The 21,113-nt window shown below is 58.3% G+C and carries 16 protein-coding genes and 1 tRNA gene; 9 read left to right on the forward strand and 8 right to left on the reverse strand.

What is annotated here, in order from left to right; translation table 11 throughout:
• The first annotated feature begins 56 nt into the window (after window positions 1-56).
• On the forward strand, window positions 57-1,667 hold the full coding sequence (locus QRN85_RS00210; protein WP_284756704.1) for a hypothetical protein: 1,611 nt from the start codon (window positions 57-59) through the stop codon (window positions 1,665-1,667).
• A gap of 101 nt (window positions 1,668-1,768) precedes the next feature.
• Here QRN85_RS00210 and rpsA read toward each other — a convergent pair whose 3' ends face one another.
• On the reverse strand, window positions 1,769-3,469 hold the full coding sequence (gene rpsA, locus QRN85_RS00215; protein ID WP_062588945.1) for a 30S ribosomal protein S1: 1,701 nt from the start codon (window positions 3,467-3,469) through the stop codon (window positions 1,769-1,771).
• Between the two features lie 170 nt (window positions 3,470-3,639).
• Window positions 3,640-4,272, reverse strand: coding sequence for a (d)CMP kinase (gene cmk / locus QRN85_RS00220; RefSeq protein WP_112963155.1), 633 nt, complete (start codon window positions 4,270-4,272; stop codon window positions 3,640-3,642).
• 226 nt (window positions 4,273-4,498) lie between these two features.
• Here cmk and QRN85_RS00225 point away from each other — a divergent pair, with 226 nt between their 5' ends.
• The 4 genes from QRN85_RS00225 (at window position 4,499) to treZ (ending at window position 8,416) form a co-directional block, all read left to right on the forward strand.
• On the forward strand, window positions 4,499-4,885 hold the full coding sequence (locus tag QRN85_RS00225; protein ID WP_062588948.1) for a TIGR02300 family protein: 387 nt from the start codon (window positions 4,499-4,501) through the stop codon (window positions 4,883-4,885).
• 149 nt (window positions 4,886-5,034) lie between these two features.
• Window positions 5,035-5,110, forward strand: a tRNA-Ala gene (locus QRN85_RS00230).
• A gap of 297 nt (window positions 5,111-5,407) precedes the next feature.
• The gene (locus QRN85_RS00235; RefSeq protein WP_284756705.1) at window positions 5,408-6,571 is read left to right on the forward strand and encodes a zinc-dependent alcohol dehydrogenase; all 1,164 of its coding nucleotides are present in this window, start codon (window positions 5,408-5,410) and stop codon (window positions 6,569-6,571) included.
• A 54-nt stretch (window positions 6,572-6,625) separates the two neighbouring features.
• The gene (gene treZ / locus QRN85_RS00240) at window positions 6,626-8,416 is read left to right on the forward strand and encodes a malto-oligosyltrehalose trehalohydrolase (protein ID WP_284756707.1); all 1,791 of its coding nucleotides are present in this window, start codon (window positions 6,626-6,628) and stop codon (window positions 8,414-8,416) included.
• A 67-nt stretch (window positions 8,417-8,483) separates the two neighbouring features.
• On the opposite strand, the gene QRN85_RS00245 is transcribed toward treZ, so the two are convergent.
• From QRN85_RS00245 to QRN85_RS00265, 5 genes are all read right to left on the reverse strand, one after another.
• The gene (locus QRN85_RS00245; protein WP_284756708.1) at window positions 8,484-9,404 is read right to left on the reverse strand and encodes an SMP-30/gluconolactonase/LRE family protein; all 921 of its coding nucleotides are present in this window, start codon (window positions 9,402-9,404) and stop codon (window positions 8,484-8,486) included.
• A 38-nt stretch (window positions 9,405-9,442) separates the two neighbouring features.
• A complete protein-coding gene (locus tag QRN85_RS00250) occupies window positions 9,443-10,393 on the reverse strand; it encodes an ABC transporter permease (protein WP_284756710.1) in 951 nt (316 codons plus the stop codon).
• Window positions 10,390-11,334, reverse strand: a complete 945-nt coding sequence (locus QRN85_RS00255; protein ID WP_284756711.1) for an ABC transporter permease — start codon at window positions 11,332-11,334, stop codon at window positions 10,390-10,392. The genes QRN85_RS00250 and QRN85_RS00255 overlap by 4 nt, the downstream gene beginning before the upstream one ends.
• Window positions 11,331-12,788 (reverse strand): ATP-binding cassette domain-containing protein, encoded by a 1,458-nt coding sequence (locus QRN85_RS00260; protein ID WP_284756713.1) that lies wholly within the window; start codon window positions 12,786-12,788, stop codon window positions 11,331-11,333. The genes QRN85_RS00255 and QRN85_RS00260 overlap by 4 nt, the downstream gene beginning before the upstream one ends.
• A gap of 101 nt (window positions 12,789-12,889) precedes the next feature.
• The gene (locus tag QRN85_RS00265; protein ID WP_502870751.1) at window positions 12,890-13,900 is read right to left on the reverse strand and encodes an ABC transporter substrate-binding protein; all 1,011 of its coding nucleotides are present in this window, start codon (window positions 13,898-13,900) and stop codon (window positions 12,890-12,892) included.
• Between the two features lie 275 nt (window positions 13,901-14,175).
• Here QRN85_RS00265 and QRN85_RS00270 point away from each other — a divergent pair, with 275 nt between their 5' ends.
• Window positions 14,176-15,405, forward strand: a complete 1,230-nt coding sequence (locus QRN85_RS00270) for a GAF domain-containing sensor histidine kinase (RefSeq protein WP_284756717.1) — start codon at window positions 14,176-14,178, stop codon at window positions 15,403-15,405.
• On the forward strand, window positions 15,402-16,124 hold the full coding sequence (locus tag QRN85_RS00275; protein WP_062588961.1) for a response regulator transcription factor: 723 nt from the start codon (window positions 15,402-15,404) through the stop codon (window positions 16,122-16,124). Before QRN85_RS00270 ends, QRN85_RS00275 begins: the two co-directional genes overlap by 4 nt.
• A 12-nt stretch (window positions 16,125-16,136) precedes the next feature.
• Here QRN85_RS00275 and QRN85_RS00280 read toward each other — a convergent pair whose 3' ends face one another.
• On the reverse strand, window positions 16,137-17,210 hold the full coding sequence (locus QRN85_RS00280) for a sensor histidine kinase (RefSeq protein ID WP_062588962.1): 1,074 nt from the start codon (window positions 17,208-17,210) through the stop codon (window positions 16,137-16,139).
• A 349-nt stretch (window positions 17,211-17,559) separates the two neighbouring features.
• Between QRN85_RS00280 and QRN85_RS00285 the strand changes: the two genes are divergently transcribed.
• On the forward strand, window positions 17,560-19,059 hold the full coding sequence (locus tag QRN85_RS00285) for an ATPase domain-containing protein (protein ID WP_284756721.1): 1,500 nt from the start codon (window positions 17,560-17,562) through the stop codon (window positions 19,057-19,059).
• Window positions 19,025-21,106 (forward strand): ATP-binding protein, encoded by a 2,082-nt coding sequence (locus QRN85_RS00290; RefSeq protein ID WP_284756723.1) that lies wholly within the window; start codon window positions 19,025-19,027, stop codon window positions 21,104-21,106. The genes QRN85_RS00285 and QRN85_RS00290 overlap by 35 nt, the downstream gene beginning before the upstream one ends.
• Window positions 21,107-21,113 lie beyond the last annotated feature (7 nt).

Below are 21,113 nucleotides of genomic sequence, written 5' to 3' on the forward strand. Positions count from 1 at the left end.
GCTGATACGCGTCGGCGCAGGACGTTCCGGCCTATCAACAACAAGGAATTGCTGCCATGCTGCCGCCTGTCAGCGCCGTTTCGGCGGTTGATATCTCTTTTCAGCCAGCCAGCACCCGTGCGGAAAACGTAATACCGGCGGCTGCGGCAATCGCTCCGCTCCAGATTGAGCAGGAAGATGCAACAGCGGGGGCCAGCGCAATGGCGCGCGCGGTTTCAGGAGAACTGCGTCTGGCACAGAATGCCGGTGTCCTTGCCGAAACACTCGGAAAACTGCTGAACATTGCCCGCATGGATGGCGAGGCGGCCGAAGCCTATATCGATCGCCTTGTGATCACGATGCAGTCCCTGCCTGCCGACGAACGTGCCGCGCTGGAAAAGCAATTGGGTACCATCCTGCGCGGCGTCACCCTTTCCATGCTCACTGATGCCCTCAGAAACTCGGCAGGGCCAGATGCGGCGCGGCTTGCCGTCATGTTTGAACTTGCCCGTTCCAGCGGCGGCGCGCGCGGCGCCAAGCCGCCGATCTCTTCCTATTTGCAGGATCTGATACCCGCCAACCTGACAGCGCTGCCGCTGCCGGTTCGGGGTGTTTCCATCGCACCAGCCCTGCCCACCAGCCCAATCTCGGAAGCAGCGAAAACCGCCTTGCTGCTGGGTAGCGGAGACGAGCAGATGCCTCGCCCGCTGTCTCAATCACAAGGGATTGGCACCCCCTCGCAAAGCGCAAGCCTGACGCCACCCGCGGCGTCTTCGGGTAACCCGCCCATCCGCATAAGTAACGCGACAGCACTGCCAGCGCAGGCCTCTGTACCCACACCGGCTGCCGGGTCCGCGAGCATAACATCTGTCGCGCCCGGGGCCACGCTTGCAATAGCAGGAGGAAGTGACGGCGAATTCCCACCTGCATCGGCAATGCGTCCTATACCGCCTCAGGCTCAGAACCTTTCGGTGGATGTACATGCCGTCAGGACCACGCTGCCCGAAGAGACGGCAACCATCGGAAGGGCACCGACAGCACCACTCCAATCCGCTGATGGTAAGGCCCCTTCCGCTTTGCCCCACCCATTCGCTGCTGCTTCAGCCAAGGACATGGAAGGCCTGCTTCTGGCTGCGCTTCTTCGATCACCCCCAGCCCAGGCGCAGGTTTTGGATGAGGCAATCGGACTGCCGCCGCAGGCCCTCCCGCCTCAGGATGAGCAGCTCGCAAAGCAGCACGCTATGGCATCGCCAAACATGCCGGCCTCAACGAAGGACAGTGCGCAGGAAGACGCGGTCTCGGGCACACTGCCGCGCCACGAGGCAGCCGTCGCGCATAGATCAGGACCGGCGACAGAGCTGGATGCCGCCCTTTTTACCCAACCCGGCCCGCATTCCGCAGCAGCAGCGATGATGGCCAAGGAAGGAATTCCGCTTCCCTTCGTTCATTATCCCGCTGGAGAAGACGAGCATGAGGGCGATGCGCCGCCGCGCGGGCGGTGGCCATCCTCCGAAGGCGGATATGAGGAGGACAGTGGCGAAAGCCAACCAGATGGCGGCTCCGAACAGGAGGAGCGTGCGGCCGCCAATGACGAGATTATCGACCGTTCCCTTTCCGACGGCGCGAATGATGATGCATCGGCGGGCAGTGCCGAATCCTATTATCTGCGGATGAGCGACGCGTCCTGAGACGTGAGCAGATCGAACAGCTGGCGCCTGCATGGGGCGACAAAAACTAAAAAACCCGCCGGATTGCTCCGGCGGGTTTCTCATTTCAAAGGCAGGGACGATTACTCGCCGCGGTTCTTCAGAGCCGCGCCAAGGATGTCGCCGAGCGAAGCGCCGCTGTCGGACGAACCGAACTGAGCAACAGCTTCCTTCTCTTCTGCGATTTCCAGAGCCTTGATCGAAAGCATGACCTTGCGATCCTTCTTGGAGAAGTTGACGACGCGTGCGTCGAGAACCTGACCAACCGAGAAACGCTCAGGACGCTGATCGTCACGATCACGTGCCAGGTCGTTGCGGCGGATGAAGGATGTGAGGTCTTCGTGTGCAACGAGCTTCACTTCGATGCCACCTTCGTTCACGCCGATGACTTCAGCGGAAACAACGGCGTTCTTGCGAAGTTCGCCAGATGTTGCGGCTTCGCCGACAGCATCCTTGCCGAGCTGCTTGATACCGAGCGAGATGCGTTCCTTCTCGACGTCTACATCCAGAACGACGGCCTTGACGGTATCGCCCTTGTTGTATTCCTCGATGACCTGCTCGCCTGGACGGTTCCAGTCGAGATCGGACAGGTGAACCATGCCGTCAACGTCGCCTTCGAGGCCGATGAACAGGCCGAATTCGGTCTTGTTCTTGACTTCGCCTTCAACTTCAGTGCCGGCCGGATGGCTGTAGGCAAATGCCTGCCATGGGTTTTCGAGGGTCTGCTTGAGACCGAGCGAAATACGGCGCTTGGAAGGATCGACTTCGAGAACGACAACGTCGACTTCCTGGCTTGTGGACAGGATCTTGCCGGGATGTACGTTCTTCTTGGTCCAGGACATTTCGGAAATGTGGATCAAGCCTTCGATGCCTGGCTCCAGCTCGACGAATGCACCGTAGTCGGTGATGTTCGTGACGGTACCAGAGATCTTCTTGCCAACCGGGTACTTGGCAGAGATGCCATCCCATGGATCCGACTCGAGCTGCTTCATGCCGAGCGAGATACGGTGGGTTTCCTGGTTGATACGGATGATCTGAACCTTGACCGACTGGCCAATGTTAAGGATTTCCGAAGGATGGTTGACGCGGCGCCATGCCATGTCGGTGACGTGCAGCAGGCCGTCGATGCCGCCGAGGTCAACGAACGCACCGTAATCGGTGATGTTCTTGACGACGCCGTCAACAACCTGGCCTTCTTCGAGGTTCTGAACGATTTCAGAACGCTGCTCGGCGCGGGACTCTTCAAGAACCGTACGACGCGATACAACGATGTTGCCGCGACGCTTGTCCATCTTGAGGATTTCGAAAGGCTGCGGGTTGTGCATCAGAGGCGTTACGTCGCGGATCGGACGAATGTCGACCTGCGAACGCGGAAGGAAGGCAACAGCGCCATCCAGATCGACGGTGAAGCCACCCTTGACCTGGTTGAAGATAACGCCTTCGACGCGCTCGCCAGCTTCGAACTTGGCTTCGAGCTTGACCCAGCTCTCTTCGCGGCGAGCCTTCTCGCGCGACAGAACGGCTTCGCCCAGAGCGTTTTCAATGCGCTCAACATAAACTTCGACTTCGTCGCCGACCTTGAGAGTGCCGTCCTTGGACTTCGCACCGAATTCCTTCAGCGGAACGCGGCCTTCGACCTTGAGGCCGACGTCAACGATTGCAACATCCTTTTCGATCGCCGTAACGATACCTTTGGCAACATAGCCTTCAGCAAGGTCGTTGGAAGAAAAGGACTCTTCGAGCAGGGCTGCGAAATCGTCGCGCGTGGGTGTAGCTACTGACATTAAATCTCCTGAGAGTGCTCCGCAAGGAACACAAAGCGCCGGGGGTTCGCGTTGATCACTCCCGAAATCCATGCCCGCCTCTTGAACATTGTGAGGCTTTCCGGCGCAGGACATGCTTTCGGGACATTCCGGTCTAAACGGGGTCCGAACTTTCGGGATCCCCGCAAATCTCATTTCTTCAGAGCAGCATCGATGATCGACTTGGCTGCCTGAAACGCCGCCTCTATACCCATTTCCGACGTATCAAGCAAGTGCGCGTCTTCAGCTGGTTTCAACGGACTGTCGGCGCGACCCATATCGCGCTCATCACGCGTCTTCACATCCGCGAAAACGGCGTCGAAATCCGCGGCATTGCCAGAGGCAACAATCTCGTCATATCGGCGTCGCGCACGGACCTCCGGCGAAGCCGTGACATAGAGCTTTACCTGCGCATCCGGGCAGACGACCGTACCGATATCCCTGCCATCCAGCACCGTGCCCGGCTCCTTGCCCGCAAAGCCACGTTGCGCCTCAACCAACGCGCGCCTTACAGCCGGCATGACCGCCACTTTGGAGGCGGCCTCCCCCACCTCATGCCTTGCCAGCACAGCGCGGTCCAGCCCCGCCAGATCCAGCGTCAGCGCCGTCCGCTCGGCCACGGTCTCGTCATTCAGCGGCAAGCCAGCATCCAGCAATGCCTTGGCTGTGGCGCGATACGTCAAACCCGTGTCCAGATGGTGAAAGCCGTAGACCTCGGCGATCCTTCGCGACAGCGTGCCTTTGCCTGCGGCAGCTGGACCATCGATAGCAATGGTGAAAGTCATTATAATATATCCTGCTCTGGCGTAACGAAGGATGATGCTGGTGCTTCTTATAAGTGCCGATACCGATCATCAAGAGAGGCGTGAACCTGGGGCGCTCAGACCGCTCTTGAAGTTTATCTTTGACAGGAAAGGCATCAGCGATTAATGGGACCGGCTAGAATTTACCGTCTACTGCCGGAAACACGGCGTAAACACCGAACTCATCTCACAATTTGAGGCTTAGACAGTGGCAAAAGCGGACCTTGGAACCAAGCGCACAGACCCGGATACCGGCAAGAAATTCTACGACCTGAACCGCGATCCCATCGTATCTCCTTATACGGGCAAGTCCTGGCCGCTTTCCTTCTTCGAGGAAACGACTGCCGCTGCCAAGATGGAGCAGGCTGAAGAGGAAGATGTTGCCGAAGTCGATACCGAAAACACGGAAGTCGAACTGGTGCCTCTGGAAGACGCCGATGGCGATGCCAGCGCTGATGAAATTCCAGATATCGACGGCGACGACGATGTCGAACTCGACGATGACGACGATACATTCCTGGAAGCCGACGAAGACGAAGATGACGACGATGTTTCCGACATCATCGGCGTGAACGGCGACGACGACGAGTCCTGATTTCCACACAATTTTTCGCCCGGCGTCAAAAAAATGTCGTCGGGCGAATTTTTCGGCTTGCCAATGCACCACAGCGCAAGTATCAAGCCGCCACCGAACGCAATCAAACGCTTCGGTTCCCGGAACCGGATAAATGCCGGAACCCTTATGGGGCTATAGCTCAGCTGGGAGAGCGCTTGCATGGCATGCAAGAGGTCAGCGGTTCGATCCCGCTTAGCTCCACCAAATCCTTCAAATTCGTTTCTCCACGCTATTTCAAATCATCATCCGGCGCATTGCTCATACTTGACCGAATACGTTGCTGTTGCGTCGTTCATGCGCGTTTGATCGAAGAAACAGTCCGCGTCCTGTTTGCCGTGCGATAATATCGAGGAACATTCGGTCCTCTGGCGTGTTCCCCATTCAACCTGACTGAAAAGACCATCACAACCGAACGACGCTTGTCCTCAATATTTTGGGGCTGGTGGAGTTTGACCGTTGGCCTGATCCGTCTTCTGGAACTCAGCAAGAAGGAACGCCCACATGAAAGCTCTGACATGGCACGGAAGCGGCGATATTCGTTGTGAAGTGGTGGATGACCCGATCATCCAGGACGACCGGGACGCGATCATCAAGGTCACCAGTTGCGCAATCTGTGGATCGGATCTTCACCTTTATGGCGGGTTCGTGCCCGGCATGCATTCAGGTGATGTCATGGGCCACGAGACCATGGGCGAAGTGGTGGAAGTCGGCCGCGGAAATTCCAAGCTTAAGGTTGGAGACCGGGTCGTCGTCCCATTCACCATTTCCTGCGGCGATTGCCGCATGTGCAAGAGCGGCCTGTTTTCGCTTTGCGAACGTTCAAACCCATCCGGCGCAATGCAGGCCAAGCAAATCGGTTATCCCACAGCCGGACTGTTTGGCTACTCCGAAATGTACGGCCGATTCCCTGGTGGCCAGGCTGAATATCTTCGTATTCCCTACGCGGATGTCGGGCCCATCAAGGTGCCTGAAGGTCTCAGCGACGAACAAGTGCTGTTTCTAAGTGACATTTTTCCGACAGGTTATATGGCCGCGGAAAATTGCGATATCAAACCCGGGCAGACCATTGCCGTATTTGGCTGCGGACCCGTAGGCCTTTTCGCAATCAAGTCTGCTTTCCTCTTGGGTGCAGAACGCGTCATCGCTATCGACACAATTCCGGAACGTCTGGCACTTGCCCAGCAGTCTGGCGCTGAAACGCTGGATTATGATGACGAAGACTTGCAGCAGCGCATTCTCGACATGACCAACGGCCAGGGGCCCGACGCCGTAATCGAGGCTGTCGGCATGGAAAGCCATGGGACCGGAGGCGTCATGGAAACGCTTCAGAGCAAGATAACATCGACAGAGCGGCCCTACGCCCTCAGCCAGGCCATTCTTGCATGCCGCCCCGGTGGCACAGTTTCACTCCCCGGCGTTTTCATCGGCTCTGCCGTACCAACGCCGCTCGGTGCCTTTGTGGGCAAGGGCCTGACCATGAAAACCGGGCAGACGCATGTCCAGCGCTACCTTGAGCCACTGATGCAGTTGATTGTGGATGGCAAGATTGATCCATCGTTCCTGATCACGCACCGCATTGGCCTCGAAGAAGGGCCAGATGCCTACAAGACTTTCCGCGACAAGACCGATGGTTGCGTAAAGGTCGTCATTCGCCCGCACGGTTGACACCCGAGCGAGCAACAAAAGCGTCAGTATTTTTGCAATTACAGGGTTCGTTACATGCTTGATAATCTGGCTCTTAAGGATGGACAGGGAAACAGCCGGGCCGAAGAAGCCTGGGGACCTGTCTTTGTTGCAGGCGGAACAAGATTTCGCCTGTGGGCTCCCGCTCAGCAACAGGTAAAACTCCGCCTTTCCGGCGATCATGCGATGACCCGTTCCGACGATGGCTGGTTTGATGTCTTCATCGACCACCAGCCATTCGGCGAAACTTACGGGTTCGTGCTGGACGACGGGCGCGTGGTGGCAGATCCAGCCTCGCGCCAGCAATTGGGCGATGTTTTCGGCCCGTCGGTGCTGACCGACCCCCGTGCTTACAACTGGGAAAACCAGGACTGGCGCGGGCGACCCTGGCACGAAACGCTGGTCCAGGAGATCCACATAGGTACCTTTACGGAAGCGGGAACCTTTGCGGCGGCAGCGGAAAAGCTCGAACACATTGCACAGATCGGAATAACTGCGGTCGAAATCATGCCGCTCGCGCATTTCCCTGGATCAAGGGGATGGGGCTACGATGGCGTGCTGCAATATGCGCCCCATAGCGCCTATGGCTCTCCCGATGACCTGAAGGCCTTCGTTGACAAGGCGCATCGGCTCGGCCTGATGGTTTTCCTCGACGTCGTTTATAATCACTTTGGCCCCGAGGGGAACTTCCTCGGCGTCTACGCGCCTGAGTTCTTCCGCGAGGGGCAAGACAACGACTGGGGTGCGCAAATCGATTTCAGTCGACAGCCCGTAAGACGCTATTTTATCGACAATGCGATCCATTGGCTGAGAGAGTATCACCTGGATGGTCTACGGCTGGATGCGGTAGACGCGATCAAGGATGACACCAAGCCTCATATTCTCGAGGAAATTTCCTCAACGGTGCGGCGGTCTTTCACCGACCGTCAGGTGCATCTGATGATCGAAAACCCGCCGAATGGCACTGACCTTCTCACGGAGGGGCTTTTTATTGCGGACTGGAATGACGGATTCCACCATGTCATCCGTCGCATAGCCACCGGCGAAACGTCCGGTATCTTTGAAAAATTTGCCGACCACCCATTCGACAAGCTGCGCAAGATCATGTCCGACGGATATCTGGAGCCTGGCGAGCCGATTGTCGGCACGGAGCTTCCTCCGAGCGAATGCCTGCCCCCTACCGCCTTCATTCACTTCCTGCAAAATCACGATCAGGTTGGGAACCGGGCCATGGGCGACCGGCTGCATATGACAGCAGACGATGATTTTTACCGGGCACTGACGGCGATGCTGATCTTGTCCCCGCAGGTGCCGCTGCTGTTTATGGGGGACACCTATAAGGACGAAAGGCCGTTCCATTTCTTTTCCGACTACACGGGGGAACTGGCGAAATCCATCCGCGATAATCGGCCGCCACAGGCCGAGAATTTCGGCGGCTATCCTGAAGGAAAATCAGAGAAGGATATTCCCGACCCCAATGCTAAGGCCACGTTCGAAGGATCAAAGCTAGATTGGGCGAAGGCGGATACCGCTGATGGCAAGGAATGGTCCGCCCTGCTGCGGCGGTTGATCGAAATTCGTCGTGAGACAATCATGCCCTGGCTTCCAGAAGCTGGAGCATATTCCGGCCGCGTGGTGGAGGCGCCAGACGACTGCGTGTTTGTCGACTGGAAAATAGGAAGAGCCATCCTGCAGTTGCGCCTCAATCTTTCCAATCAGCCCGTTTCCGTCCATGATGTCGGAGAACTTATATGGCCGGAACAGACTGCTGCGGCTTCTTCAGATGTCATTCCCCGAAGCGTTTCGTTTTTCTTCAAACATCCCTGATGTGCTGATTTCCGGCCTGCATAGGGCCGGAAATCGACCTCTTCCGAGGTGAGACTCTCAGACTGCGTCAGGGGTGCTGGGCACCGGTGGCGCAGACATACACGGAATATAGCGACCTAGTTGCCGTAATGAACAAGCGGTTGCGGCGCGGACCACCAAAGGTAAGGTTTGCAACTGTCTGCGGCACAAGGATTTTGCCGAGAAGCGTTCCATCAGGCGCAAAACAGTGGACTCCATCTCCAGCACTCGTCCAGACATTTCCCTCAGTGTCCAGACGAAAGCCGTCCGGCAACCCCTTGTCGATGGTTGCAAAAACACGGCCATTGGTCAGACGGCAGCCATCCATCACGTCAAAGACACGGATGTGTCTTGGCCATGTCTCGTCATGGCTCGAAGCCGAGTCAGCGATGTAGAGGAATTTTTCGCAGGGAGAGAACGCAAGGCCGTTAGGTTGGCCGAAATCATCTGCGACGATGGTGAGGTCTCCGCTTACAGGATCGAGACGAAACACGTTGCGGGTGGCAAGGTCGGGCTTCGCCTTATAGCCCTCATAATCCGACATGATGCCGTAGCTTGGATCGGTAAACCAGATGCTGCCATCCGACCTGACAACCACGTCGTTGGGAGAATTCAGCCGCTTGCCTTCAAAGCTTTCGGCCAGCACCGTGATGCGGCCATCCAGTTCGGTACGCGTTACGCGGCGCCCGCCATGTTCGCATGTGATCAAGCGGCCCTCTCGATCCCGTGTGTTGCCGTTGGCGAAGTTGGACGGTGTTCGAAAAATGGAAACGTCGCCGCCGGATGCGTAGCGCAGCAAACGCTGGTTCGGGATATCGCTGAAAATCACGCATTCCAGATCAGCGAACCAGACCGGCCCCTCGGCCCAGCGGCAACCGCTGTACAATTCTTCCAGAGCCGAACTCGGGACAATCAGGTGGCGGAAGCGTGGATCGTGGATTTCGTAAATCCCGGCGCGGGCGTTCGGCATGATGGTTTCCGGTAATTGTTGTTGTGATTTCATGCTGTTCAACGCGCCGATCCGGCGGGTCGGCTGGCAACAACGATGACACTGATGATGATGAGACCCGTCATGATCAACCGCACACCGGCACCGAACCCGTAAGTATTTAGCATCGACACGACCAGGAACATGAACAACGAGGCGCCCCAGATGCCGGGCACATTGGAGTTTCCGCCCGCCACCGCCGACCCGCCGATAACGACGACCGCAATCGACATAAGCAGATATTCCGCGCCCATGTTGAGTGCGGCACCGCCGGAAAAGCTGGCCAGAAGATAACCGCAGACGGAGGCAAGGACGGCACAAAGGACATAGGTGGCCAACCGGCAACCATCCACGGCAATTCCGGCCATGCGGGCTGCAAAGGCGTTCTGTCCGATGGCAGAAATCCAGCGCCCGAACATTGATCTGTCCAGCAGCCACCAGACACAAAGCGACATGAGAAGCGCAACGATGGCCGTGTTGGGCACCCCGAAACTTGTGCCTGTGCTGAAGGAGGCGAGCGCTTCAGGCGGTTTGACCCGCAGGCCGCGATTGTACCAGATGGCCGAGGACTGCACGAGAAAGCTCATCGACAGGGTGGCGATGATGGGCGGTATGCGCAGATATTTGATCAGGCCATAATTAAGAATGCCGATGACAAGGCCAATCGTAACAGAGACCAGAAGGCCGAGCAGGATCATGTTGTCCTGCCCATCCATGACCTTCAGCGCCACCGTTCCTGATAGCGTGATCGTTGCCGGAACGGAAAGATCGACATTACCCGGCCCGAGCGTAATGACTAGCATCTGCCCCAGACCGACGATAACGGAGAAAGCGGCGAAGGTAAGCGTGGCCTGCGAAAGGCTGGCCGTGCTGGCGCCGCCGGTAAAGAGAATGGTCACAAGCCACGTTGCGAGGGCGGCAACGAAGGACCACAGCCAGGGCTTTCGGGAAAGCTTCGCCAGGCGGTTCATAGCGTCTTCTCCTGCCGTCCGCGGCGATTGATGACAAGGCGCAAGGCCAGCACGATGATGAGGATGCCGCCCTGCGCGCCGATCTGCCAATCCGGCGAAATGCGCAGAAAGGACAGGAAGGACCCGGCGAGGGTAAGCGTTAGCGCGCCGATGACGGCACCAACCGGCGAGACCTTGCCACCAACGAATTCACCACCACCGAGGATGACGCCCGCAATCGACAGCAAGGTGTAGCGAAGGGCGATGTTGGCATCCGCCGATGTGGTCAGCCCCACAAGGGCCATGCCGGCAGCAACGGCGAAAAAGGCAGCGGTAGCATAGGCGGCACCTTTCAGCGCCAGCACGGACCAGCCCGCGCGGGCAACAGACCGGCTGTTGCCACCGACGCCGCGAAGCAGGACGCCGAATGTGCTGCGCATGATCAGCAGATGGGAGACGACAGCAATCACCACGCTGGCGACAATGGCCATGGGCACCATAGGCGGCTTTGAAATCAACACGGCGCGAAGCCATGCCGGGGCCTCGCCGCCAGGTGCTGGCAGGATCAGCACCGCGAGACCACCCCAGACGAAACTCATGCCGAGCGTGACGACAATCGAGGGCAGATCGCGCAGGGTGATGATAACGCCGAGAAGTGCATAGACCCCGACAGCGCAGGCCAGAATGAAGCAGGCAAAGACCGGTTGCTGCGGCATGTAGACCGCAGTCACGCAGGCGGTAAAGCTGACGAAGGTGCCCATGGACAGATCAAGATCGTTCACCGCCATGATGATCATCTGCGCGATGGTGGCCAGCGCGATCGGAACCGCCAGGTTGAACAGCAGATTAAGCCCGTTATAGCTCATGGCGCGCGGCTGCATGTAGAACACGGCACACAGCAGCACCAAAAGCGACAAGGCTGGAATGAGGATCGGCAGAAAATTGTTCAGCGGGTTTTTCATGCGGCCTCTCCCGCAAAGGAAGCGGCAAGGATATTGTCCTCGGTAATGCTGTCGCCCTCCAGTTCCGACACGATGACGCCATCGCGGAACACATAGACCCGGTCGCAGAGCCGTACCTCATCCATTTCCGTCGAGTACCAGATGAAGGTTCGCCCGGCAGCGGCCTCGCGGCGCAATGTGGCATAGACCTCCTGTTTGGTGCCGATATCGACACCGCGCATGGGATCGTCCATCAAAACGATGGCGGCATCGCCCGCCAGCGCGCGGGCAAACAGGACCTTCTGCTGATTGCCGCCCGACAGTGACAGGATGGGGTTGGTCATATCTGGTGTGCGAATGCCCATGCGCTGCTTCCAGTCCTCGCCATAGGCCGTTTCAGCGCTGCGGTTGACGGCCGCACGCCGGGAAAGGGCGGGGAGATTGCCGATAGTGAGGTTGCGCAGGATGCTCCAGAGCGGGAAGGTGCCGTTCAGCGCCCTGTCTCCCGCAACGAAGGCCATTGGTTTGCTGGCCGAGGGAAACCATTTGCTGCTGCTTTCGGCAAACAGGTCAAGCAGCGTCGCGGTCTGTCCGTGCCCGCCCAGACCGGCCAGGCCGATGATTTCGCCTTTGTGGGCGTGGAAGGGAATGGTGGAACCCGCGACGGCGGGAACGTCAATGACCTTTGTGGCGCTGACGTCGACGGAGGTAGCGTTGCGCGTGCTTTCCTTGACCACGCTGCCCATGGCCTCCACAAGGCTGCGGACGGTGAAATCCTGCGACGGCCGTGAGGTCACTACACGCCCATCCTTCATCACGACGATGCGGCTGGAGGTGGAGAGGATTTCGCCCAATATGTGGGAAATCAACAGCACCGCCCCGCCACTGCCGACAAAGCGGCGTACATGGGACATCAACTGCCCTGCAAGCTGGGCATCCAGCGACGATGTCGGCTCATCCAGAATGACGAGTTTCGGATCTTCGGTAACGCTGAGGAAATTGATGGCAATTTCCACCATCTGCCGTTCTGCGATGGAGAGCGAGCCGACGGTTGCGAGGCAATCGATACCGTGGCCGGGAAAGATATCGTTGAGCGAGGAACGGATAAGGGTTGCCGCCCGGCTGCGCCAACCAAGCCCTGAGAGCCCGCCATGCATCAGGCGGGTGTTCTCGACAACGGTGAGGTTGGGGCAAAGCGACAGTTCCTGAAACACGCAGCGTACGCCGTGCGCGCGGGCCGTGGCAATGCCACCGCCCTCATCTCCCTCATAGGCGATCTGGCCGTGATGCGGAGACAATCCACCATTGATGACATTGACGATAGTCGACTTGCCCGCACCATTATGGCCGACAAGCCCCACCGCTTCTCCGGGGCGAATTTCAAAATCGACGCCATCAAGCGCCTTGACCGCACCGAATTCGACGCGGACCTGGCGGACCGACACCACCGCCCCGGTTTCTGACATATCCGTCATTCCACGCTGCCGTCTCTTGTGTAAGGGATTTCAAGTCAATGATGCATCACCCGGCAAAGCGTGCCGGGTGAAACGTTCAACACCTGCCGTGCGGTGCCCGCCTACTTGGCGGAGGAAATGACGGCCTTGGCGTCTTCCAGCGAATATTCGACATTGGCCACGCCACCCTTCTGGGTCGTTGCAAGGCTCTTTTCGAGACTGGCCTGATCGATGCTGAGGAATGGTACTGTCAGATCCTTCTTGACCTCCTGGCCATCCAGAATCTGCTGCGCCACCCAGAAGGCGAGCGTCGAGACACCGGGCGCGATGGAAACCGACATGGTTTCATAGCCGCTGGCATCCTTCTGCTTCTTCCACCATTGCAACTCGTCTTCACGGTTGCCCATGATGATGGTTGGCGTCGGGCGCTTGGCGGCTTCAAAAGCCTGCGCCGCACCATAGCCATCGCCACCCTGGGTCACGACAGCCGCGATTTCCGGAAGGCTTGGCAGAAGGCCCGCGACGGCACGCTGCGCCACATCCTGTGCCCAGTCTCCATGCACGGAGCCGACGATCTTGAACTGCGGGAACTGCTTGACGCCCTCATGGATGCCGGCAGAAATCTCGTCATCGACAAAGACACCGGCCAGGCCGCGGATTTCCAGCAGATTGCCGCCCTTGGGCATTTTCTTGGAAAGATACTCGACCTGGCTGCGGCCCATTTCCTTGAAGTTGACGGCGATGCGCCATGCGCAGGGCTCGGTCACGATACCATCGAAGGACACGACCGTGATGCCAGCATCACAGGCTTCCTTGATGGCGCCGTTGAGCGCGGTCGGCGATGCCGCATTGACGACAATCGCATCATAGCCCTGCAGGATCATGTTCTGAATCTGCGCCGCCTGCTCGGTCGCCTGATTTTCGGCCGTGGTGAACGGATCGGCGGCCGCAACGACGCCGGACTTGACGGCGTCCTTGGTCACCTTGTCCCAGCTTGTCAGCATGGCCTGACGCCAGGAATTTCCGGCATAATTGTTCGACAGCGCAATCTTCTTGGCCGACGTTTCCGCAACAGCCGTAGATGCAACAGTGCTCAGCATGGCGGCAGCGGTCGCCGCTAGAATGAATTTCATGGTCATGTCTCTCTCCCTGGGTGCCAGTCCCGCCGGCTTCTTCCGGTGCCGCTCCTCAACGACGTCAGTTCCGGAAGTTTTTTCTCTGGAGCGTTCCTCCAGCGGCAATGATGATGCTCGAATTCCCAGATGCTGTACAGACACATCTGGGCCACGCAGCTGCGGGTTCTAGCAGATCAGTTGCGGTTTCCCGCAAGACATGGGACCTGTGATAAGGAATGAATAGAGACGATACGCAACGTCCGGGAGGGGTGGCGCGTATCCGGGAGGAGACCATGATTGAGGACGCTGCGGCTTCTTCGTTTCGCCAGTACCTGACCATTGCCAGGCTGCTGGCAGGGCAGCTGGATTTCCAGTCGGCCATTCGTACCGTTGCGCAGGAAATCGCGCAGATCATTCCGCACGACCACATGGATGTCTGCATCATCGCGCCGGGCAGCACCTTTCACACAGCCTATGAAAGCGGGCTGGAAACCGACTGGAGCAAAAGACCGCCAGCGCTGATCGAAAACAGTCCGTTGCGGGCGCTGCTCGAAGGCCAGACGGACAGTTTCATTACCGCCGATGCATCGCTCGATCCACGGTTTCATTTCGAGGGCTCGTTCTGCGATCCGATCCACGAACACGGTCTCAAGAGCCGCCTGCATGTTGCCTTGAAAGTCCATGGCGAAACCATCGGCGCGTTGTCCTTCTCCAGCCTGACGGTCGATCATTACGGGCCGCGCGATCTTGCCCGCGCGCAATCCATCGGCGATCTTCTGGCCCCCTATTTCTATGCCATCAGGGCTGCCGAGCAGGCCAAGCAATCGGCCATTGTGGAGGCCGCAGCCCGTGTGCGCGAGGAGGCGCTGCGGCAGGGCGCGGCGCGCCTGACTGAACTTCTGGAGGCGGAGCGACAGCGGATCGGCATGGATCTGCATGACCAGACGCTTGGCGATCTGACCCGCTTTGCCAAACGTCTGGAACGGCTCAGCCTTCTGCCATCCGTGCCCGGTCAGGATCTGAAGCCGCTATTTCGCAGCCTGCAACAATCAATGCAGGATCTGCGTCAGATCATCGAACAGGCTCGACCTTCGGTCCTGCAGCTTTTCGGCCTTGTCGATGCCATCGAAAACCATCTCGAACGGTCGACCCGTGACAGCGGCCTGTCCATGACCTGGGGCCTGAAGGACGGCTCCGACGGCGAGAGCGGCAGGCTGCCGGCCAATGTCGCCATTGCGCTTTTCCGCATCGCTCAGGAAGCCATCAACAACGCCATCCGCCACTCCCAGGCGGACCACATAGCGGTTGCCCTGACGCGTAACGACGACGCGCTGACGCTGGCCATATCCGACAACGGCATTGGCATCGGCGGTGGCAAGACCGAGACGAACATTGGCAGCGGACTTGAGAACATGCGTGTGCGCGCACGGCTGATAGGAGCGCGCTTTTTCTGTGGTGGCAGGAATGGAAAAACCTATGTGCGTGTGACGCTGCCGATTGCGCAGGAGGAGAAAACCCCATGAAGGTTCTCATCGTGGAGGACGATCCGCTTCATCGTTCCTATCTCAACGAAGCGGTCAGAGCAGCGCTGCCGGAATGCGACCTCGTTCTGGAAGCTGGCGACGGGACGGCGGGCGAAAAGCTCGCCCGTGACCACCATTTCGAGTGGATCGTCATGGACCTGCAGATGAGCCCTCGAAACGGCATAGAGGCCGCACGGACAATCTGGCGCGAGCGCCCGCAGACGCGCATTCTTTTCTGGTCCAATTATGCCGACGAGGCCAATGTGCGCGGCATTGCACGCATCGTGCCCGATAATGCCGCCTATGGATATGTGTTGAAATCGGCCTCCGACGAGAGGCTTCGCCTGGCGTTGCGATCCATCTTCATCGAGGCGCAATGTGTCATCGACAGCGAAATACGAGGTATGCAGCAAAAGAGCCTTGGCCATCTGCAGGGTTTCAGCGAAACCGAATATGAAGTGCTGATCGACATCGCACTCGGACTGACCGACCGCATCATCGCGCGACGCCGCAACCTTTCACTCAGGAGCGTGCAGAACCGCCTGCAGCAAATCTACGAAAAGCTCGGTGTCTATGAGCGGTCGGAAGCGGGCAAGGAACCGCGCTACAATTTCAGATCGCGCGCCGTGACCGAGGCAATGCTGCGCAAACTGCTCAATCAGGTCACCCTGGAACGTGCCGAACTTGATCTGCAGGACTGGCTGCGACGGCACGCTTGAAGGCGCGGAACCTTACTCATCCACCGCATCACTGCGCTTGAAGGAAATCGTCACGGTCATTCCCTTGCCCGGCTCAGACTCCACTGTGATCTCGGCATTGGCGTTTCGTTTGACCGATTCCACGATCATGGCGCTGAGCTTGCCGCGTCTTGGCCAATCCGACGCTTCGGCAAGACCTATGCCGTCGTCGGTAACAAGAATCTTGCAGCCAGTATCGTCCACAACACAGCGAACGGCGATCAAACCGCTGTCGCGCCCGACAAAAGCGTGTTTCAGGGCATTTGTCATGAGTTCGTTGATCACGAGGCCAACCGGCATGGCGACGTTGACCGAGACCGGCCAGGTATCGATCTTGAGATCGAGACGAATACCCTCGACGGCATGGGCCGCCATGACCGAAGACGCAATCTGGCTCACATAAATGCCGAGATCGACTGTCTCTGTTTCCTGGCCGCTATAGAGGGACCGATAAAGGATAGAGAGCGCATCGATCCGTCCTGCCAACCGGCCGAACTGAATGCTTTCTTCCTTGCCCTGTGCGTTGCGGGCTTCCATGCGGATGAGCGCCGTGATCATCTGGAGATTGTTCTTCACCCGATGCTGCAGCTCTTTGAGGAGAACATCCTTTTCCGCGAGGCTTTCACTGAGCGCTGCCGTGACATCGGATCTTTCGCGCGAGGACATGGCCAGAAGGCGAAACAGCGGCTCTTCGGATTCATCGACGATCGTATTGGACCAGGCATCCACGACGAGGGTTGCCTCATCGGTCTGAATGGTGAAAGCGCCGAGATATTCCTCGTTCTCCAAAAGTGCAGCGGCCAGTTCCGGACCATCGGCAAGCGGGGTGCCCACAGGCAGCACCGACCATGGCTGGCCCTGCAGCTGCTCCGAAGGCAATGCCGTCAACCGCTCGAATTCGAGATTTCCATAGACGATCTGCTCACTGTCGCCAAATTCGGCTACAGCAACCGCAAAGGGGACATGGTCGAGAAATTGCCGAAAACGATCATCATCCAACGCGGCTGCAAGATTGGGAAGATCGGCGATATTGGCAGGGCTTGGCTGGTCTTTTGAAATGTCATTCATCTGTGAAAATGCTTTCCTGATCAGCCCTCCATAGCACGCCGCAAGCCCGACACACACTGGTTTTTTTGGGACCGGAACCGCAAGAGCGAAAGCACCGATTCATCAGGTCGCAACCGGCAACTGAAAGATGTGGCAGAGCACTTGAAACCGCAGGACCGCGTCCTCACTTTCCAAGAAAGCAGCCAGCCCGATACCTGCCACAGTTGTGAAAGATACTTGAGAAATGTCAAATTTGTGGTTTGCGAACACAGCGCTCGCAACAATCCATTTCATCGTTTAGTTATATACAATATGCGTCCGTTATCTCCAGTATCGGGCTCTAGCCTTAAGCGTTAATCCAGGAAGAAATATGCGAGATATCTTGAGTAAAGCAACCACCGGCGTCGAAGGGCTCGATGATATCCTGTCGGGCGGGCTGTCCCGCCGCCATGTCTTTCTGCTAGAGGGCTCTCCTGGAACTGGCAAGACGACGGTCTCTCTTCAGTTTTTGATCGAAGGTGCGATGCGGGGCGAAAAGTGCCTCTACATCAGCCTTTCGGAGTCGGAAGAGGAGCTGCGCGACAGCGCCGCGTCCCACAATATGGTTCTCAATGAGAACATCGAAATCTTCGAGCTGGTGCCGCCGGAAAGCCTTCTGGACAGCGACCAGCAACAAAGCCTTCTCTACTCCTCCGATCTTGAACTGGGGGAAACCACCAAGCTCATCTTCAGTGCATTCGAACGGGTGAAGCCCGACCGCGTCGTGATAGACAGCCTTTCGGAAATCCGGCTGCTGGCCCAGAGCTCGCTGCGCTATCGCCGTCAGATCCTCGCCCTGAAGCATTATTTTTCGAGATCCGGGGCTACCGTCCTCCTGCTGGACGATCTGACAGCCGATGTGCTCGACAAGACGGTCCACAGCGTCGTCCACGGCGTTATCCATCTGGAGGAACTTTCGCCCAATTATGGCTCAGAGCGCCGCAGGGTTCGCATTCTCAAATACCGTGGACAGGCTTATCGTGGCGGTTACCATGACTTCGTCATTCGCACGGGCGGCGTTGCGGTCTTCCCGAGATTGAGGGCGATTGAACACAAGACATCCTTCAAGCGCGATATTTTAAGCACCGGTATCGAAAGACTGGACGGGCTCTTAGGCGGAGGCATCAATCGCGGATCCAGCACGCTGTTGATCGGCCCGGCAGGCACCGGCAAGAGCATTTTTGGCTTTCAGTTCATCGATGCCGCCATCAAGCGCGGCGAGAAGGCAGCCGTCTTCGTTTTCGACGAAGAACTTGGCCTTCTTTTCGACCGTATGCGCGAGATCGGCATCGATCTGCAGAAACTGCGCGACGAGGGCTTGCTCCACATCGAACAGCTTGACGCCGCCGAGTTGTCGCCGGGCGAATTTGCGCAGCGTGTACGCGAAAGAGTTGCGACCTACGATGCGAAATCCGTGCTGATCGACAGCGTCAATGGCTACCAGGCATCCATGCCGGAAGAAAACGCTTTGATCCTCCATATGCACGAATTGCTGCAATTCCTGAACCGCCAGGGGGCCAATACCTTCCTGACAGTTGCCCAGCATGGACTGGTCGGCGACATGAAATCGCCTGTCGACGTCACCTACCTGGCCGACACGGTGATTCTGCTGCGCTATTTCGAAGCGGCCGGACGGGTCAGACGCGCCGTCTCCGTGATCAAGAAGCGCACCGGGCACCACGAGGACACCATTCGCGAATACAAGATCGACGATCGCGGCCTGACGCTCGGAGAACCCGTTTCCGGCTTTCAGGGCGTGCTGCGCGGTGTGCCGGTGTTGACAGAGCCACCTGGACTTGCGCTCTCGGACAGGAGTTCGGAAAATTTTTGAACCCGGACATCAGGCTATCGTCTACGCGCCCACCGGCCGGGATTACCAGATCGCCGCGGCCCTTCTGAAAGAAGCGCAGATAGCATCCAGACCTGTTGAAACGCTCGCCGAGATGGTCGGGAGCCTCAACGACGACGTTGCCTTCGTCGTCGTGATGGAGGAAACCTTGCGTTCAGCCGATCTGCGCTCGCTTTCGGGATGGGTCAGTGCGCAGGCCGCATGGTCGGACCTCCCCTTTATCGTGCTCACCCATCGCGGCGGCGGCCCGGAGCGCAATCCGGCGGCACTGCGCCTGTCGGAAATCCTGGGAAATGTGAGCTTCGTGGAGCGACCATTCCACGCGACGACCTTCATCAGCGCGTCGCGCACGGCTTATCGAAACCGTCTGCGGCAGTTCGATGCGCGCCTGCAGATCGAGGCTCTGGCCGACGGGGAACGATGGTTGCAGACAGCATTGAACGCTGGTCGTCTGGGCTCCTGGGAGCTCGAGCTTGCTTCGAAGACCTTGATCTGTTCGGCACGGTGCAAAGCAATATTCGGTTATGAATCTGACGATCGTTTCGACTACGATCTGCTTATTGCCGGTGTCCACCCCGATGACCGGGCGCGAATGCAGGCGGCCATTCAGGACACGATCGACAGCGGCCGGGAATGTGCGATTGAACACCGGATCGTCTGGAAAGACGGGTCATTGCACTGGGCCGCAATCAACGCCAAGCTCTATCGCGACAGACAGGGCGTCGCGGTCAAGATGGTAGGCGTTTGTGCTGACATTACGGAACGGATGGAGGTGCTGGAGAAACAGCGCCTGATCAACGAGACGCTGGAGCTGAGGGTTGCCGAGCGAACGGCGGAATTGCTGAAGGCCCATGAAACCATGATGGCGGAAATGGAACATCGCCAGCGCGCCGAAGAACAGCTTCGCCAAGCATTGAAGATGGAAGCAATCGGCCAGTTGACCGGGGGTGTCGCGCATGATTTCAACAATCTGCTGATGGCGGTCATGGGCAACCTGGAACTCTTGGCCAAACATGCCGCGGGCGATGACAGGGCAATGCGGCTGATTGACGGGGCGCTGAAAGGCGCCAAGCGCGGTGCATCGCTGACCCAGCGTCTTCTGGCCTTTGCCCGGCGTCAGGACCTGCAGGTCAAGCCGGTGGACATGCCAAGACTTGTGGAGGGTATGGAAGATCTGCTGCGGCGGTCCGTGGGCTCCGGACTGGTGCTGGATTGGTCGTTGGAGGCCGATATGCCCCTGGCACTTGGCGATGCAAACCAGATCGAACTGGCGCTCCTCAATCTTGTCGTCAATGCCCGCGACGCAACGCCGGATGGTGGCACGATTTCCATTGGGCTGCGAAAGGACAGCAATGCGCGTGCCACGCCAGAGCTTGCCGCAGGCGACTATGTCGTGCTGTCGGTTTCAGACACGGGTGTCGGCATGGACCCGGAAACGCTGAGAAAGGCAATAGATCCGTTTTTCTCGACCAAGGAATTGGGCAAGGGCACCGGCCTTGGCCTGTCGATGATCCACGGACTTGCTCTCCAGCTGAAAGGCGCGCTGGTTCTGCGCAGCGTGAAAGGCGACGGCACGACCGCTGAACTCTGGATCCCGATCAGTGACAAAATGCCGGAGCAGTCTCACGTGGTGGCTGCAGCGCCGCTCCCTGACAATTCCGGCGACAAGCGCCTGAAAATCCTGATGGTCGATGACGATGCGCTGATTGCGATGAGTTCCGTCGACATGCTGGAAGATCTCGGACACGATGTGATCGAGGCGAATTCCGGTATGCAGGCGCTCGATATTCTGTCGCAGGACCCGACATTCGACCTGCTGGTCACCGATTTTTCCATGCCCGGAATGAATGGCGCCGAGCTGTCGCGAAAGGCGCGGGAGTTGCTGCCCGGCTTGCCGATTCTGATCGCCACCGGTTATGCCGACTTGCCCGAAGGCACCGATCTTGAGATCACCCGGCTGGGCAAGCCATACACGCAGGATCAACTTGCCAGCGAAATCGCCAAGGTGTTGAGCTCCAACACCGTGTAAACGGCAA

Source organism: Agrobacterium sp. fls2-241-TYG-188a (genome assembly GCF_030209845.1).

What these genes read in the sequence shown, in the direction of transcription:
- QRN85_RS00210 (WP_284756704.1), top strand. Translation starts at nt 57, where the DNA reads ATGCTGCCGCCTGTCAGCGCCGTTTCGGCGGTTGATATCTCTTTTCAG.
- rpsA (WP_062588945.1), bottom strand. Translation starts at nt 3,469, where the DNA reads ATGTCAGTAGCTACACCCACGCGCGACGATTTCGCAGCCCTGCTCGAA.
- cmk (WP_112963155.1), bottom strand. Translation starts at nt 4,272, where the DNA reads ATGACTTTCACCATTGCTATCGATGGTCCAGCTGCCGCAGGCAAAGGC.
- QRN85_RS00235 (WP_284756705.1), top strand. Translation starts at nt 5,408, where the DNA reads ATGAAAGCTCTGACATGGCACGGAAGCGGCGATATTCGTTGTGAAGTG.
- treZ (WP_284756707.1), top strand. Translation starts at nt 6,626, where the DNA reads ATGCTTGATAATCTGGCTCTTAAGGATGGACAGGGAAACAGCCGGGCC.
- QRN85_RS00245 (WP_284756708.1), bottom strand. Translation starts at nt 9,404, where the DNA reads ATGCCGAACGCCCGCGCCGGGATTTACGAAATCCACGATCCACGCTTC.
- QRN85_RS00250 (WP_284756710.1), bottom strand. Translation starts at nt 10,393, where the DNA reads ATGAACCGCCTGGCGAAGCTTTCCCGAAAGCCCTGGCTGTGGTCCTTC.
- QRN85_RS00255 (WP_284756711.1), bottom strand. Translation starts at nt 11,334, where the DNA reads ATGAAAAACCCGCTGAACAATTTTCTGCCGATCCTCATTCCAGCCTTG.
- QRN85_RS00260 (WP_284756713.1), bottom strand. Translation starts at nt 12,788, where the DNA reads ATGACGGATATGTCAGAAACCGGGGCGGTGGTGTCGGTCCGCCAGGTC.
- QRN85_RS00265 (WP_502870751.1), bottom strand. Translation starts at nt 13,900, where the DNA reads ATGAAATTCATTCTAGCGGCGACCGCTGCCGCCATGCTGAGCACTGTT.
- QRN85_RS00270 (WP_284756717.1), top strand. Translation starts at nt 14,176, where the DNA reads ATGATTGAGGACGCTGCGGCTTCTTCGTTTCGCCAGTACCTGACCATT.
- QRN85_RS00275 (WP_062588961.1), top strand. Translation starts at nt 15,402, where the DNA reads ATGAAGGTTCTCATCGTGGAGGACGATCCGCTTCATCGTTCCTATCTC.
- QRN85_RS00280 (WP_062588962.1), bottom strand. Translation starts at nt 17,210, where the DNA reads ATGAATGACATTTCAAAAGACCAGCCAAGCCCTGCCAATATCGCCGAT.
- QRN85_RS00285 (WP_284756721.1), top strand. Translation starts at nt 17,560, where the DNA reads ATGCGAGATATCTTGAGTAAAGCAACCACCGGCGTCGAAGGGCTCGAT.